Below are 14,515 nucleotides of genomic sequence, written 5' to 3'. Positions count from 1 at the left end.
ATCAAGGCCCACTGGGCATCGGTAAGCAACTGAAACCGCGACATACCCCAAGCCTCACGCACAACACCCGAAACCATTGTCAGACACGCCCTAGCTGACTCACGCCTGATGCGTATGGCCTGCATGACCTGCAGCAGCGTCGTTGAACGCAATCAAACCGGCTTTACGTCCGCCGTGGTGAAATTGCTCCAGCGGACCGCGGTGGGAAAGATCGGGCCAAAGCACGCGAATCGGCAGCCGGGGTTGCGGCGGGCCTCTTGTCTGACGAGCCGGGCGGTGTCCTCGGCGAATCCGTCGCGAGGGTGGCGGTCGAGGATTTCCTCGAGGTTCTCGGGATGCAGCGCCCACTGCTGAGCCAGGACGTCGATCAGCCCACCCGCCCGGAGCCAATGGGCCACCGGCCCGTACCGACGCGCGGGGACGAACGGGTTGAGGTTCGTCGTGATCGCCAGGGCCACGCTGTCCCGGCGCGGGCTCGCCCAGCCAGCGGCCGCCGTGATTTCGCGAGCCAGTCTGGCTCCGGCGACGGTGAAGCACCCGCGCCGATCGGGGTCGAAGAGCCCGGTGTCGTGGAGTAGCGCTGCGACACAAAGTGCTTCGCGGTCGATTGGGTCGGGGTGGCCGCTCAACTCGTAGCGGATGGCCGTGAAGTAGTAGGTGCGGAAACTGTGGTCGACGATGTGGGGGCTGGCCACGGCGCGCAGGCGCTCCTCGGCCGCACGAACCGCTTCCGTGCGCGGCGGCTCCCATTGGGTGAGGTCGATCTTTCGGGGGGCGCTCGGCGGAGCGATATGACGGAGGGTCCAGCGCAGTCGGGGGGCGGCGTCACCGAGCAGCACCGCGCCGGTGCCCGCGAGCAAGGCCACGCGCTGGGGCACCGACAATGGCGGACCGCCCAGTCTTTCCCATTCCAGCGAGCCGACCGGTGCTGCGGGGCTGCGGCGCACTGCTCACTCCGCTCTCGTCGGGTGCGCGGCAAGGAAGTCCTCGATCGCGGTGACAAGCTGATCGGGCTGTTCTTCGGGAATGAAGGTGCGGCTTCCCGTGATCAGTTCGAATCTCGCTTGCGGCAACAGTTTTGCCAGTCGCCGGCCATGGTCGCGGGGAAAGATCTTGTCGTTGTCGGCCCAGAGCACGAGCGCGGGCTTGTCGAAGTTGGTGAGCCGGTCCGCGGCCTCGAACGTGTATTTCGTGTCGACCGCCCGCAGCATGCGCCGGAAATCGCGCCTGACCCCGGGGCTGAGTCGCACCGGGTCGGTGAACGAGCGCATGATCTCCGGTGGCATCGGCCGCGACGTCACAAACCCGTAGGCGGTCGGCAAGCGCTGGATCGCCTTGAACTGCGCGGTGTAGGCGACGATCCAGGTGAGCAGCCGCGAGCGCGCCATTACCTCCAAGTACTTCTGCGGCGTCGGCGGAAACTTCTCGAACGCGTCGCACGAGGTGAGCACCAGGCGGGCGATCCTGTCCGGGTGGCGTCCGACCAACGCCTGGGCGACGGCGCCACCCGTGTCGTTGGCGACGATCGTGACGTCGTCGAGGTCCAGGGCGGCGAGGAAGTCCGCGACGATCCGCGCCATGCCGGGCAACGACAGGTCGGCGTCGGCGTCCAGCGGGATCGAGTGCGAGCCCCACGGCAGGTCCGGGGTGATGCATCGATGGTCTGCCGCCAGGCGGGGCGCGACGTGTCGCCACAGATCGCCGTTGACGCCGACGCCGTGCACGAACACGATCGGCGGGCCATCGCCGCGTTCGCGGTAGCCGATCGCGCCCTGCGGGATGGCGACGCGGCGCTCCTGGCCGAGATCTGGGCTGATGGACATGGATCTATACTTGCATGGTGCAAGTTCGCGGGCAATGGGCCGGTTCAATGACGCGTGGGGCGGCCTTCCCACGCGGCGAGCTGGGGCGGTGTCAGGGTGGTCGGCCCGCCGTCCGGTCCGACCGCGCCGGGCGCCGGCACCACGCGCAGGTCGCGCAACTCGATCGGCTGGTAGCAGTGTTCGCATCGCAGCGCGCCGCCGGCCTCGTGATCGCAGTCGTTGTGCAGGATCAGTACCTCGGGGCCCTTGGGGCCCGGTTCGTGGCGGTCGGCCCAGGCCATCAGGGTCAGGACCACCGGGAAGAGGTCGCGGCCCTTTTCGGTCAGGTGGTACGAACCTCGCGACCCGCTCCGCTCCATGACGCCGTGCTCCACCAACTTCTGCAGTCGGGCGCTCAAAACATTTGTCGCCAGCCCGAGGCTGCGCAGGAACTCGTCGTAGCGGGTCAACCCGTGAAAGGCATCGCGGACGATCAGCAGCGTCCACCGCTCACCGAGAATCGTCAGCGCGCGGGCGAGCGCGCAGTCCTGACCGGCGTAGTCGCGCCCAAGTGGCATGGTGCAAGTTTAGGCCGCCCGGGGCCGCTCGGTTGTTGGCGCGGCGATCCCCTCGTCGAGCCGGCGCCCACCCGTGACGGGCCCGGCCGATCACACTCCGCTGAAGCAGTCCTGACCGGTCTGCGACGACGACGATGCCGCCGGGATGGCCGCGTTGGTGGTGGAAAACGTAGCCTCCACGCCGGTATCCGTGACTTTCACGTTGTCGGCGTGAATGCCCAGCGGATAGTTCTGGGTCGCTTTGGACGTGAGATCGTTGAGATTCGCCTGCACCTTGTCCGTCGACATCTTGGAGCCCAATGCGGTCAGGTTGACGACCTGAAGTGACAGCCCGTTGTTGGCGATCTGCGGCTTGATGGTGGCGCTGTCGAGGGAACCCTTCAATTGGATGGTTCCGTCGCTGGGGTTGGTGGTGACTTTGCTGGTCACGAAACTGCCTAGCACGGGGACGGCATCCTGGATCGATTGCTTGATGCCGTCGGATGACCAGGTGATGGTGCCGCTGAGCGCGCCGATGGTGCCCTTGGAGTTGTTGGTGTCGCTGAGGCGAAGATCAGTGATAGCGATGTTGACTTTCATGCCCTTGGCGCTACGCACCTGATTGCCGGCGGTCTGCACCGAGATGTCGGGATACTGGCCGCTGAAGTACTGCCAGAGCATTGGCGGCATGGCGGCAAAGGACGCGGTGGCGCTGTCCTGCACCTCGCACGCCACTGCGCTTGCCACTTTGCTGCCGACCAGGTGGCGGAGGATTAGCTCGGCACCGACCACGGCGGCCAGGATGACCACCAGCACGATGGCCAGGACCAGCGCCATCGACCGCCGGTTGCCCAACAAGCGGCGTCGGCTTCGGGCCGGCCCCTCGCTCCGCGGCTGCTGGGTAGGCAGCCGAGTGGTGGCCGGCTCCGGCTGTCTTGGTGGCGCGCCGGATTGATGCTGCCGCGGGGTCGGTGGACGCCCCGGCGGATACGGCTGCGGAATCGGTGGGCGACCGGGCGGGTGTGGTCGGTTCGGTCGCGGCGGTGGCGGGTATGGCCGACCGCCCTGCGGGATCTGTCGGGTCGGAGATCCCGATGGAGTCGCTGGTTGGGGTATTGGAGGTACCGGTCCCCCGCCGCGGCCAGGCGGCTCGGAGGGGCGATTCCATTCCGGCGAATCGCCGCGCGAGGGCCCCTGGGGAGTGGTCATTAGCCCCATTGTGCCTTGCCAACGTGAATGCGTCTGCGACGGGCATGGCGGTCGTCTCATACGGGCGCCCGATTCCGCACCGAAGGCAGGCCGGCGCAACAGTTTGGGTGGCATCTCGCGGAGTCGATCGTCGTGCGTCGGGCTGACAGGATTTGAACCTGCGACCACTTAACCCCGCGCATGATCGATTTCAGCTATCCCACAATGGCTTTCATAGCGCGCTGACCAGCCGAAACCATCTCAAGCCGTCGCTCGCCGCTCCCGCAATTCGCATTTACTTGTGACAACACTGTGCGAAAGCCAAGTGCTGGAGTCATGTAGTGCGAGTTTGGCTGCCCGGTTTGCTAGTTCGGCCAGACGCCATACGGGGCCGTTGGCAGAAGCACGCTGGTGCCGCCTGTTACGGCGCTGCGCGCTGTTGGCCGAATAGTCGACGCCGTCGATTGGGTTCGACGTAATCGCCTTGTGCTGCAGGGCGTACCTGATGTCTTCCACCCGGCCTTCGACGTGACCCCCACAGGTCTGGTCATCCACCGTCCGTCACCAAGCGTGGCGTCAACTGGCCGCGTTAGGGGCCAGTAGACACATTTCCCTCGGCGGAAGCGAGTTGGCCCGGCGGCGTATGAATCACTCGGCGGCAGGACCTACACGCCGCGGGCCCGTTCTGCGCCCACCATCGACAGGTTGCGCGAATCTCACATGGCAACAAGGATTTCGAATCCGAGCCAGACGCTTTGGCGGCCGCGTCGCCGACGCTGCATCGCGTTCCCGTCCATTGCTCGCATGACGTCATCACACACGGCCCAGCGAATCGGAACCTCGACTCTGGCGCATTCACGCTGGCGCTCTTGGCGCGCTCCACGAACTTGTCGTCGATCCGGATGGCCGGCGTCACCGACGCCACGGAGCCGTCAGCTTGGACGATGCCGATCAGCAGATTGCCGGGCGAGCAGTTGTGACTTGGACATGTCATGGCTTGGCTGGAGCTGACGCTGGAGTCCGTCACGAGGACTCGATCACCGGCGGGAAGGTGTCAGGCGGGACGTAGACGATGCCCCCGGTAGTGGACCCTGGCATCGCATCGAGCAGCGGAAGCCCGCGAAAGCCCGCGAGCAAGTCAAGCTTCGCCACTTCATCGCGGACCGCCGCGTCAACCTTTTCCGCGATGCGGGCCACAACATCTTTGGGCAGGCCGCCACCCTGTACTTTGACCGAAAGCGCTGGCTTTTCCGTCGTCATGGTCACGCTCCAACTTTCGTACCGGATTGGATGAAGTTCGCGAGGGCTTAATGCGGGTGCGGCGGCGTCGGTGGCTTATAGATAATGCCCAGAATTGGCCTCGGCAATGCCAGGTCAAGAATCTCCGGCTCAGGAATACGCAACGGATCGGAAGGATCTGTGCCCGTCGCTCCCGATTCTTGATAGTCGCGCATGACGTCGATGCCGGCGACTTCCGTGCGCACCGCAGTCTGCACTGCGTCGGCGATCTGGTTCAGAATGTCGGGCGAAAGAGTGCCCTCCACGCTGACAAGTAAGCCGCTGAAATCGGGCATAAACGCGCCTCCCTCGATTGACGTCTTGTCACTCAAAGCAATGGCTTGCGCCGCCTACACCCAGACCTACCACCAAGCCGGCCAGCGGGAGAGGATTCGTCGTAGCGATTGCGGCCGCCACGCTGAGGCCCACCGTGGTGCCTGCCAGGGCGCACACCGCAGTTTCGCTGATGTCGCCCTTGACGCTAACGCCACTGCTGAGTTGGTTGACCTTCTCGGCGATAGCTTGCTGTTCTGCCTTGACTTGAGCAGCAAGCTGCGTGGCCGCCGTTTCAATGAGAGTGACCGCTCTGTGCTCATCGACCAGGCGGCGATGATGCTCCTGCATTTCCGGCGAGTCCGGCGCTGCCCTTTTAATCGCGTCGCTCAGAGCGGCCTCAAAAGCAGGCACGTCGCGGGCCACCAAGCTATGAATCCACTGCGCCAGCTCGGGCGTCTGATCCAAAAGCATGCTCATTTGCGATGTCAACGACTGCAACGCCGCTTTGTCGCCGTCGGCGACGGTGGAGTTGCTCTCGACGTAATTGGTCCAAACGCGGTCGAGGCGCAGCAATTTGAGGATGGTGTTCTGCCCCGAAATCGCTCGACTTTGATCATCGATCGTGACGTCCACGTGGACACCTCCCTCGAAGTTGATCAGCAACTATTGCAAACACTCACCCGCGATTTCCTTCGCCTGATAGACCGCGAAAAGTCCTTCTGCGACAGACCCCGTCGCGATCGCTGTCCCGGTAGTCAGGCCCAAGACCACTCCTCCGGCGAAGCAGAGCGAATTCTTGCTCATGTCGCCGGGCGGAACCGCGCCACCATCGATCTGACGGCGCTTTTGTGCGATATCACGCTGCTCGGCTTCCACCGCGGCTGGCATCTGTTCGGCTGCCCGGCTGATAAGTGCGCCGAGCCCCTGCTGTGTCACGAGCCGCACACGGATGCTGTCCTGCGCCGCCGGGGGGGCCGGTAGCGTCGAGATCGCCGAGCCAATCATTCGATGGATGCTGTCGCCGTCGCGCTGCATAAGCTCGTGGGCCAAGGTTGCCGCCGCCGGACACTGAGACAGCAGTTGAGTCATCTCGTCGGCAATTTGGCCTAGCGCCGCACTGTCATCCGCGTTGAGCTGGCGCCCTGACGCGCCGTCGAGGTGCGCTGTCCAGATGGCATCGAGCGTCAGAAGCCGTTCGAGACTGGCGATGTAGCCGACCGCAGATACCTGCTCGCTCAACGTCATGATCGCCATTGATTCCCCCAAACACCGGGAGCCCGAATCAGTTTCGCTCGCGCCCAGACTACGCCAAGGTCTCTGGGCAGACAAGACGCATTTGCCCTATACGCGAGCGCTCCAGCGGTGAAGCAGAATGTCGTGACTTTGGTGGTCAAGGTCGTTTCGCTACTTTCATGAGTCGAGCCCATGTCCCCCGTCCGTAAGGCGGCCGCGTGCCCGCTCGGCAGCCTGCCGGGCGGTGGAAGCGAGTCGTTGGGGCATTCTCGGCGCCCTGTCGCAGGTGCCCGCGCAGCTGGTAGCGGAAGGACGTTTAGCGAGAAACGTTGCCTCACTGGTCGATCGCGTGCCGGACAAGGTCAGGAAGTTCGAGACAGTCACCGCCAATCAGGTGCGCATCGTCTAGACCGGCATCGCGAAGGATCGCAATCGTCATGCGTGACACCTCGCTCTTGCGGGCCTCCGGCGGGGCGAGATCGCGGGCTTGCGCTGGGAGGACGTAGGCCTCGCCAATTGAACTGTGCTGATAGACAAGACGCGCGTCGACGTGGGCGGTCGAGCGTTTGACCAAGACGATCCCAAGACCCCCTCGGCCGGCTGGGTGCCACCCCTACGACAACGAACCGTCTCTTGTGACAATCTGTGGTGCCTCGAACGTGTGCGCAATCGGGCTTCGGATAAAAGACCTGATCAGACGCTATTTCTATAGTCGGGCTGACAGGATTTGAACCTGCGACCACTTGACCCCCATTAGGTAGCGGTCGTGCGTTTTCCCAGGTCACAGGTGATTCCCGAGAGCATTGCGATGCGTGACGTTCATGGACGCGCAGGTCGTTCAGCATCGCGCATGACGTGTGGTCCCTGGATGGTCCCAGCGCGACCTGCCCCGACGGCCTTCGGGAATCACCTCTAGCTGATATCAGTTCAAACTGATAACATCCCCTGGTGCGGAAGTGGGAGGTCGATCTGACTCTCATCGAAGCATGGATCGACACCCTCGATGATGAGGAATACGACAACGTGATTGCGGCTCTTGAACAATTGGAGGAACACGGACCCGTCACACGCCGGCCGTTCGTGGACACCCTCGAAGGATCGGAGCATCCGAACATGAAGGAGCTTCGACCTCACACCACCAAAGGCGGAGCCCACGTACGCATGCTGTTCGCCTTCGACATCCAGTCTCGGGCGATCATGCTCGTCGCCGGGGACAAGGCAGGAAATTGGACGAAGTGGTATGCGGCGAACATCCCCATCGCCGATCGCCTGTTCACCGAACACCAAGGGAAACTAAAGAAGCAGACTGAAGCGGCCAAAGCCGTCAAGCCGAAGACAAGAAAGGGGAAGAATCGATGACAACGCTTGATGATCTTCGACGTCGCCGTCCGGGCAACCATGCCCGCATTGACGCAATCAAGCACGCGATGGATCGCGAGGTTGCACAGTACCGTCTCCGTGAGCTGCGTGAAGAAGCTGGTTACACCCAGACCTCCCTCGCAGCAGCCATCGGCGTCGGACAGAACCGCGTTTCCCAGATGGAGCACGGCAATCTGGGCACCAGCCGGGTCGACACCCTCCGCAAGTACGTCGAGGCCACCGGCGGCGAACTGGAGGTCGCGGTGAAGCGTCCAGACGGATCTCGCGTCTTACTGAGCCTTTGATATCCGCGGGCTTGTGGCAGTCTGGGTCAGCCAAGGAACACGGCGGCGAATTGAGCACTCCGCCTGGCCTGTTCCCCGTGATTGAGACCGGGAGAGCTGTACCCGTGCTGTAGGTCCACGGTTGTGAGAGTCGAGGGCAGAGTGATCATTAGGAGGTCACATGCCCCGTCAGTTTTCGTCGTCGGTGCGCCGGCAAATCGTTGCTCGGCTGCGGTCGGGTGAACCGGTGGCCGCCGTGGCGGTCGATACCGCTATCTGTCAGGCGACATTGTTCCAGTGGAAACGCCAGGCACTCTGAACCATCCCGAGTTTTTGCAGCGGTCGCCGCGCTCTTGCAGCGGCCCGGCCTTCGCCATCCTCACCGTGATCACACTCTTGGCGCAACGGGGGTTTGGTCGTCCGATGATAGGTCGCGTCTACATGATGCGTTGCCCTTTCGCTCCCGACTTGGGTCACGTACATCGGATCTTGAAGATCGCGGTGCGTTGACCTGCGGTGATGGTAGGGCTTAGTGCGCGTGCAAGGCACTGATTTGCGCCGGTGGGCTTCGGACTCATGCGATACGGTCGATACTTGCCAACTCATTAGCGAGCAGCTCTCGCACGACTTCAGCGTCGTAATGCGCCTGCATGTTGATGAAGAACATGTCGCTGAGCCCGAGCGCGCGTGATAGCCGCAACCCGGTGTCGGCGCTGATCCCGCGCTTGCCGTGCACGATCTCGTTGATGCGGCGGGCCGGCACATCTATCGCCTTGGCGACTCGATACTGCGAGATCCCCATCGGTTCGAGAAACTCAGTCAATAGGATCTCGCCTGGGTGGGTGCGAAGTCTGCCATGGCGTCGGTCCTTCTCTAGTGATAATCGACAAATTCGACGTTGGCGGCGCCGCTGGCGCTCCAGGTGAAGCAGATGCGCCACTGGTCGTTGACACGGACGCTATATTGGCCGGCGCGGTTGCCGGCCAACTTCTCCAGCCGGTTGCCCGGGGGCACCCGCATGTCGTTGATGTTCTCGGCGGCATTGATGAGAACGAACTTGTTGTATGTGAGCCTGCTGAATTCCGGGCTAAGTTTCTTGACGCAGCGGCGGTGCCAGATCGCGTCGGTGTCTTTATCCCGGAACGAGCGGATCACTCACCAATGATAACGTGAGGCGTTATTAACGTAAAGCGTTATGAAGCGCGAGTGTCCCGAAGATTGTGCAGGAAGTAGTCCTGCGGCGAATTACAGTGGTGGAATAGCACTCACCACGAGGGGATCCCATGACCCAGATACACTCCCCAAGCTCAACTGAGCATAACTCCTTCACCGGCAGGCCTATCAACGGCAGATTGCTGCTCAAGGTTTCCGAAGCAGCTGCGGCCCTTTGTATTTCACGCTCATCGATCTACCGACTCTTCGAAGCTGGCGAGCTGGCGTGGGTCCAGATCGGGGCGTCTCGACGGGTTACCGTTGAACCTCGACGAGGGTTGGCTGAAGGTGCGCCGCACCATCGCACGCGTCGGCGGGCGCCTGGTCATCACCGAGCCCAAGACAGACCGCGCTCGCCGCACGGTGCCGCTCTCGCCGGCCGTCGTGGCGATGCTACGCAAGCACAAGGCGGCTCAGGCTGCCGAGAAGCTGCGGGCAGTCAACCAATGGACTGAGAGCAAGCTAGTGTTCACCACGGAGCTGGGCACCCCGGTCGATCCCCGGAACCTGCTGCGCGTTGTCGAGGTCGCGGCGGCGGCGGCGGTCGGTGTTGAGGGTGTCGACGTGCACACCCTGCGCCATTCGGCGGCCGTGGCGTGGCTTGAGGCCGGGGTTCACATCAAGGCAGTGTCGGACCTGTTGGGGCACAGCTCGATTGCGGTGACCGGTGATATCTATGGCCACAGCTCCGACGCGACGACGCGGGCCGCGATCGACGGGCTGTCGAGCACGCTCGGACTGTAGAGCCGGTACCCGGCCAGCGTTACCTAGTCTTCTTAGGCGGCGGGGGTGGGGCTTTCGATGGAGGAGGGGGTGGAACACGGCCCGGTTGTGGAACCCTGCCGCCTCTTCGCTCGTCACCACGACTCGGAGGGAGTGTCGCTCTTTCCATCCGGAGCCCACCGGATCCGCGATCGGCCATTGTCGTTTCGGTCATGTCCGCCTTCCGTGCTGTTCACTACCAATTATCGCTCATCCACGTGATCGACGACCCCATACCCAGATCACGAGCGCGAGTGCGATCAAAGTCGACCATCGACCGGCATGGGGCTCAGGCTGCGCTGGCTGGACGAACTCGACGGCGGCGGCATCGTCGCACTGGATCCATTCTCCGGTGCCAAGTGTGGCCTTCTTGAACTCACCTTCGTCGTCGAATTCCCAGGCTTGCTCAACGAAAATCTCGCGCGGGCCTGGGTAAGTCGTGTAGAACGACCCTTCCCCCGCGTAGCCGCCTAGCCACCTGCCGTCCTTGGTGTGCACGCGCACGTATCCGGGCTCGACGCGGTTGACGACGAAATCCCACGCGGTTGGGTCGGTGTTGTAAGCCTTGAGCGCCTGCTTCCAGGACAACTTAGGGTACTGGCGACGGGCCGCATGCAGATGCTGCACGTAGGCGAACGCGGTTGGAATGCCGAACACCAGCACAGCGAGCGCGATGGCCGCACCCCTCGGGTGGGCAACAAGGTAGTCGCGGGGTTTGCTCGCCTTGCCCGTCAGTGACGGCCCGAGCACCACCACATAACTGAGCGCAAACCCGGCGGATGCGGCCAAGGCACGCAGAATCCGTACGCCAAGAAGATCACGGTCCTCAGTTGTCGGGCCACGAAGCCGAGCAAGGCGTCCCCGGTATACAAACCCTGGCACCACGATCAGCAGCACGGTCAGCGCCTGCTGCCAATCCGTCACCATCACGCACAGCCCCTTTGTTCGCCCCCCGGCGCCCAATTGTCCCAGGCGAAGGCCGCATTACAACGGTGGTGAACGGGGTGACGCCAGTCGCACGAGGAAAGCACAGCAAACGCGTTTCGGCGACCAGCAAGAGCTGGTTTGGGTCAAACGTTTGGGTCGAGCCGCTCAGAAATTGGACCATGGAGGCCGAAAAGTGCCTCTGACCTGCGTCGGGCTGACAGGATTTGAACCTGCGACCACTTGACCCCCAGTTAGCGGCACTGCATTTTTGGGAACCCGCTGGAGCCCGCTGAACTGGATATTCTCGATTGGCGCTGATGGGTGCGGCGAGCCAATTGGGGTAAGAATTGGGGTACGGCCACGGTGGGAATTGCCGTTTACCGCGCCAGACCTCACACGCCGACAGCGGGCGGATCGTTGGTCAGGATGAGCACTGCTCGGGAATCCTGCGGGCGAAATGGACACGCCGAGCGATCATGCGTAATCGTCGGACCGCGCTGGAACACTGGCGCGGTGGCATCAGATATAGCAGTCGCATTCATCGGTGGCGGCGCGGGCCTGTTGACCGGCGCTGTGACCGGCACGATCAGCTCACTCGTCGCTCCCTGGGCCAATTGGGGGATCGAGAAGAAACGCCTCACCCGAGAGCGGCGGGTCAGGCGCATCAAGGAGTGGCGCGATGGGGTGGAAAACCTCGACTGGGCTGAAGCAAATCACGGGCAGGAGGGCTACCTCACGACCGAGAGGATCAGCGGCGACGTTCGAACGAAAGATTGGTGGGTCACACTTCGCCCAGAGATGTCGCCTGATGTCCTAAACGAGGTCGAAGGTTTGAGCGAACAGCCGATTCATCAGCGGCACGGGAAGATCTCGAAGCTGATCCAGCACGAGATAACCCGGATCGAGCGGGAGAAGTGGAAGCTCGTCTAGTTCTACGCTGGAGGCCATGCCGCAATCGTGGGCGTCATCGCCTGGGGTCCGTCTCTGCATGCAGGCCAACAAAAACAGGGACACGAAGCCTGAGGTTGCGCTCCGCTCGGCGGTACACGCTTTAGGTCTGCGCTACAAGGTCTCGTCAAGACCCCTCAAGGGGCTGCGGCGCACCGCCGACATGGTTTTTCCAAGAGCGAGGGTTGCAGTCTTCCTTGACGGATGCTTTTGGCACGGCTGTCCCGACCACCACACGGTCGCAGTGACTAACGCGAAGTTTTGGGCCGACAAAATCGCCGAAAACAAAGCGCGCGACCGCGACACGGATGAACGCTTAGCCGAGGCCGGCTGGGTCAGCCTTCGGGTCTGGGAGCATGAGGACCTCCGAGAGGCCGCTATGCGAGTACGTGAAGTCGTGCTCGCACGACGTTAAGAGCTGACGCTCAGTCGACTAGCGGGTGGCGGCGCGGTGATCCCGCGAATCGTCAGTCCCCAGCCGTATAGTTCACGTTCGTGAAGCGCGCGTTCACCGTGGTCGACCTGTTCTCAGGTGGCGGCGGCATGAGCTACGGATTCCATGCTCATCCCGCGTTCGAACTAATAGGCGCAGTCGACGCACAGTTGGGCAAGCCAAGCAGCAAGAGCGGGTCTTTGGGCTGCAACTCGACGTATGCGTTGAATATGGGGATCGAACCCCTGATTGCGGATCTGTCGTCGGCCCCGCCGTCGAAGCTAAAGAAGGCGCTGGGCGTAACTGGCGCAGTCGATGTCTTAGCCGCTTGCCCTCCCTGCACTGGGTTCACTCGGACTAACTCCCAGAATCACCTCGTTGATGATTCACGCAACAGCTTGGTTCCAAGAGTGGCAGCCTATGTCGAGGCATTCGGCCCCTCGGTGGTGGTGATGGAGAACGCTCGCGAGCTCTTGATGGGCAACTTTCGGCAGCACTTCATCGGACTCCGCAACCGCCTTCAGCGGCTCGGCTACAGGGTTGCTGGGGACATCCACATGCTGACCAAGTTCGGGCTCCCGCAAGTGCGAGAACGCGCCCTGGTTATCGCGGTACTCGCCGACCTACCCACCAGAACACTTGACGATCTGTGGCGGGGCTTCAAGGTCTGCGATGACGCGCTAACCGTGAAGAATGCCATAGGGCACTTGCCGTCCCTCAACGCAGGCGCGATGGATCCGTCGGACAGCGCCCACGTTTCGCCAAGGTTCGTGTCAGACCATGCACTGGGCCGCATCGCCGCCATACCTACCGACGGTGGTTCTTGGCGCGACCTCATCGGGGGTGGCCAGGCGACCGAGCAATTCCTTACACCGGCGATGTGGAAGCTGATCGACGCGAAAAAACTTGGTAACCACCCAGACGTGTACGGGCGTATGGCCTGGAACAGGCCCGCCCCCACGATCAAACGCGAGTGTGGCCATGTCGGCAACGGTCGATACTCGCACCCAGTCGATGACAGACTTTGCACCCTCCGAGAGCTGGCTATCTTGAACGGCTTCCCATCGACATACCGATTCGGCGGCACGAGTCTCGCGAATAAGTACCGGCACGTCGGCGACGCGGTGCCCCCCATGATCAGTTACCAGATCGCCTGTGCCGTGGAGTGGTGCCTAACGGGGAACCGTCGTCAGATCGCTGAGCTCATCCTTCCAAACACATCCTTGCAGGCTGCTGACATCGTCACGGCTCGTGAAGAGGCGGCTTGAATAGTCCCGCGAGCCGCGACGAGCTCCATCAGAAGATCGACGCCCTCGGCATGTACGAAATCGCCGTCGTCAATGAGTTCGTAGACGCGTTGCTCACCCCTGTGGCAGAGCAGCTTCTGGACGGCTCATGGTTGACGACCAGCGAATGGTCGAAAGCCTTTCTAGCGCGTCTCAGGGCGCATCATGCTCTGAGTCGCGAGCCGCTATCGACGACTCAGTTCGAAGCGGCCTTTGAGAACGCATGTGAGGCCGCTGGATGGACGGTTGAATCGGCCACCTCGGCGACGCAACGGTTCTTCGATTCCAAGATCACAATTCCCGGTCAGCCGCCCAAGCGAATCTCGCTCAAAGCCACATCGGCAAGGGCAATGAGCAGGAGGTACGTTCACATCTCGAAGTTGACAGAGGCCGCCTGGATACAGGATGTCCGACGCCAAGTCGACCGTCGAGACAGGATCGTCGAACTGTTCCGCGAGTACCGGGAAGCCTGCGACGCAATCGTCATCCTTCGCGGCTTCGAGGGCAACGCCGGCGTTTTGTATGAGCTCATCGAGATACCCACCGACCTTTTCGCACCAGCCGATTACTTGGACACGGCGACCGCGCAACTGGCGACGATCCCCATTCCTCCTGACTCGGACCATCCGTACATGAAGATTCGTATTGATCGCTCGGACTCCAAGATCACAGTCACGCAAGTCCTGCTCACTGCCTGCGCCGTGCATGGAAGGTGGGCACTCGAAGCGCAGTAGGGCATACGAGCCTTGGAGCCACCGCTCTTGGTTTGGTATCGACCCTCACATGCGTCACGTATTGGACGAGCGCCGTTACCATCATGAAGGTGAAACAAGCTCGAAGTTTTTCGAGGCTCGGCCCAGATGACCCTCGGCACGGCACAGCGAACGGCTACGGAAACCACCGTTGCCGGTGTGATAAGTGCAGAGAGGCGAATCGGATCAACCAGGCCGAGTACATGAAGCGCATCCGT

At 62.5% G+C, this 14,515-nt stretch carries 20 protein-coding genes and 1 pseudogene; 9 read left to right on the top strand and 12 right to left on the bottom strand.

All coding sequences use genetic code 11. From position 1 onward, the window contains the following. Positions 1 to 152 precede the first annotated feature (152 nt). The 9 genes from SKC42_RS22900 to SKC42_RS22860 form a co-directional block, all read right to left on the bottom strand. Positions 153 to 947 carry an HD domain-containing protein gene (locus SKC42_RS22900; protein ID WP_330966537.1) on the bottom strand — a complete coding sequence of 265 codons (795 nt, stop codon included), beginning with the start codon at positions 945 to 947 and terminating at the stop codon, positions 153 to 155. Between the two features lie 3 nt (positions 948 to 950). Further along, on the bottom strand, positions 951 to 1,823 hold the full coding sequence (locus SKC42_RS22895) for an alpha/beta fold hydrolase (RefSeq protein ID WP_330966536.1): 873 nt from the start codon (positions 1,821 to 1,823) through the stop codon (positions 951 to 953). A gap of 44 nt (positions 1,824 to 1,867) precedes the next feature. After that, positions 1,868 to 2,380, bottom strand: coding sequence for a winged helix-turn-helix transcriptional regulator (locus SKC42_RS22890; RefSeq protein WP_330966535.1), 513 nt, complete (start codon positions 2,378 to 2,380; stop codon positions 1,868 to 1,870). 90 nt (positions 2,381 to 2,470) lie between these two features. Then, on the bottom strand, positions 2,471 to 3,196 hold the full coding sequence (locus SKC42_RS22885; RefSeq protein WP_330966534.1) for an LmeA family phospholipid-binding protein: 726 nt from the start codon (positions 3,194 to 3,196) through the stop codon (positions 2,471 to 2,473). 1,374 nt (positions 3,197 to 4,570) lie between these two features. Next, entirely contained in the window at positions 4,571 to 4,813 is a 243-nt protein-coding gene (locus tag SKC42_RS22880; RefSeq protein WP_330966533.1) for a hypothetical protein, read from the bottom strand. Between the two features lie 41 nt (positions 4,814 to 4,854). Continuing rightward, a complete protein-coding gene (locus tag SKC42_RS22875) occupies positions 4,855 to 5,121 on the bottom strand; it encodes a hypothetical protein (RefSeq protein WP_330966532.1) in 267 nt (88 codons plus the stop codon). 28 nt (positions 5,122 to 5,149) lie between these two features. Continuing rightward, positions 5,150 to 5,734 (bottom strand): hypothetical protein, encoded by a 585-nt coding sequence (locus SKC42_RS22870; protein WP_330966531.1) that lies wholly within the window; start codon positions 5,732 to 5,734, stop codon positions 5,150 to 5,152. A gap of 30 nt (positions 5,735 to 5,764) precedes the next feature. After that, on the bottom strand, positions 5,765 to 6,355 hold the full coding sequence (locus SKC42_RS22865) for a hypothetical protein (protein WP_330966530.1): 591 nt from the start codon (positions 6,353 to 6,355) through the stop codon (positions 5,765 to 5,767). Positions 6,356 to 6,668: 313 nt separating this feature from the next. Next, positions 6,669 to 6,908: a hypothetical protein gene (locus SKC42_RS22860; RefSeq protein ID WP_330966529.1), complete on the bottom strand. Its 240-nt coding sequence runs from the start codon at positions 6,906 to 6,908 to the stop codon at positions 6,669 to 6,671. 374 nt (positions 6,909 to 7,282) lie between these two features. On the opposite strand from SKC42_RS22860, the gene SKC42_RS22855 reads away from it, so the two are divergent. The 3 genes from SKC42_RS22855 (at position 7,283) to SKC42_RS27850 (ending at position 8,296) form a co-directional block, all read left to right on the top strand. Then, the gene (locus tag SKC42_RS22855) at positions 7,283 to 7,693 is read left to right on the top strand and encodes a type II toxin-antitoxin system RelE/ParE family toxin (RefSeq protein WP_330966528.1); all 411 of its coding nucleotides are present in this window, start codon (positions 7,283 to 7,285) and stop codon (positions 7,691 to 7,693) included. Next, positions 7,690 to 7,998, top strand: coding sequence for a helix-turn-helix domain-containing protein (locus SKC42_RS22850; RefSeq protein ID WP_330966527.1), 309 nt, complete (start codon positions 7,690 to 7,692; stop codon positions 7,996 to 7,998). Before SKC42_RS22855 ends, SKC42_RS22850 begins: the two co-directional genes overlap by 4 nt. Before the next feature lie 160 nt (positions 7,999 to 8,158). Further along, positions 8,159 to 8,296 carry a transposase gene (locus SKC42_RS27850; RefSeq protein ID WP_442932228.1) on the top strand — a complete coding sequence of 46 codons (138 nt, stop codon included), beginning with the start codon at positions 8,159 to 8,161 and terminating at the stop codon, positions 8,294 to 8,296. A 255-nt stretch (positions 8,297 to 8,551) separates the two neighbouring features. On the opposite strand, the gene SKC42_RS22845 is transcribed toward SKC42_RS27850, so the two are convergent. After that, a complete protein-coding gene (locus SKC42_RS22845) occupies positions 8,552 to 8,869 on the bottom strand; it encodes a HigA family addiction module antitoxin (RefSeq protein ID WP_330966545.1) in 318 nt (105 codons plus the stop codon). Beyond that, a complete protein-coding gene (locus tag SKC42_RS22840) occupies positions 8,851 to 9,132 on the bottom strand; it encodes a type II toxin-antitoxin system RelE/ParE family toxin (protein WP_330966526.1) in 282 nt (93 codons plus the stop codon). The genes SKC42_RS22845 and SKC42_RS22840 overlap by 19 nt, the downstream gene beginning before the upstream one ends. Before the next feature lie 128 nt (positions 9,133 to 9,260). Here SKC42_RS22840 and SKC42_RS27845 point away from each other — a divergent pair. Both SKC42_RS27845 and SKC42_RS22835 read left to right on the top strand, forming a co-directional pair. Next, a pseudogene (locus SKC42_RS27845) lies at positions 9,261 to 9,395 on the top strand (hypothetical protein); the annotation flags it as partial. A gap of 55 nt (positions 9,396 to 9,450) precedes the next feature. Next, positions 9,451 to 9,933, top strand: a complete 483-nt coding sequence (locus SKC42_RS22835) for a site-specific integrase (protein ID WP_330966525.1) — start codon at positions 9,451 to 9,453, stop codon at positions 9,931 to 9,933. A 228-nt stretch (positions 9,934 to 10,161) separates the two neighbouring features. On the opposite strand, the gene SKC42_RS22830 is transcribed toward SKC42_RS22835, so the two are convergent. Continuing rightward, positions 10,162 to 10,878 (bottom strand): DUF6338 family protein, encoded by a 717-nt coding sequence (locus SKC42_RS22830; RefSeq protein ID WP_330966544.1) that lies wholly within the window; start codon positions 10,876 to 10,878, stop codon positions 10,162 to 10,164. Positions 10,879 to 11,391: 513 nt separating this feature from the next. Between SKC42_RS22830 and SKC42_RS22825 the strand changes: the two genes are divergently transcribed. From SKC42_RS22825 to SKC42_RS22810, 4 genes are all read left to right on the top strand, one after another. Further along, positions 11,392 to 11,808, top strand: a complete 417-nt coding sequence (locus SKC42_RS22825) for a hypothetical protein (RefSeq protein WP_330966524.1) — start codon at positions 11,392 to 11,394, stop codon at positions 11,806 to 11,808. Between the two features lie 16 nt (positions 11,809 to 11,824). Then, positions 11,825 to 12,241, top strand: coding sequence for a very short patch repair endonuclease (locus tag SKC42_RS22820; RefSeq protein WP_330966523.1), 417 nt, complete (start codon positions 11,825 to 11,827; stop codon positions 12,239 to 12,241). Between the two features lie 80 nt (positions 12,242 to 12,321). Beyond that, a complete protein-coding gene (locus SKC42_RS22815) occupies positions 12,322 to 13,527 on the top strand; it encodes a DNA cytosine methyltransferase (RefSeq protein ID WP_330966522.1) in 1,206 nt (401 codons plus the stop codon). Beyond that, positions 13,524 to 14,279, top strand: a complete 756-nt coding sequence (locus SKC42_RS22810) for a hypothetical protein (protein ID WP_330966521.1) — start codon at positions 13,524 to 13,526, stop codon at positions 14,277 to 14,279. The genes SKC42_RS22815 and SKC42_RS22810 overlap by 4 nt, the downstream gene beginning before the upstream one ends. Positions 14,280 to 14,515: the final 236 nt, after the last annotated feature.

Source organism: Mycobacterium sp. 050134 (assembly GCF_036409085.1).
Lineage (GTDB): Bacteria > Actinomycetota > Actinomycetes > Mycobacteriales > Mycobacteriaceae > Mycobacterium.
The sequence above is the reverse complement of the archived record's forward strand: the minus strand, read 5'-3'. Positions and strand labels throughout refer to the sequence as shown.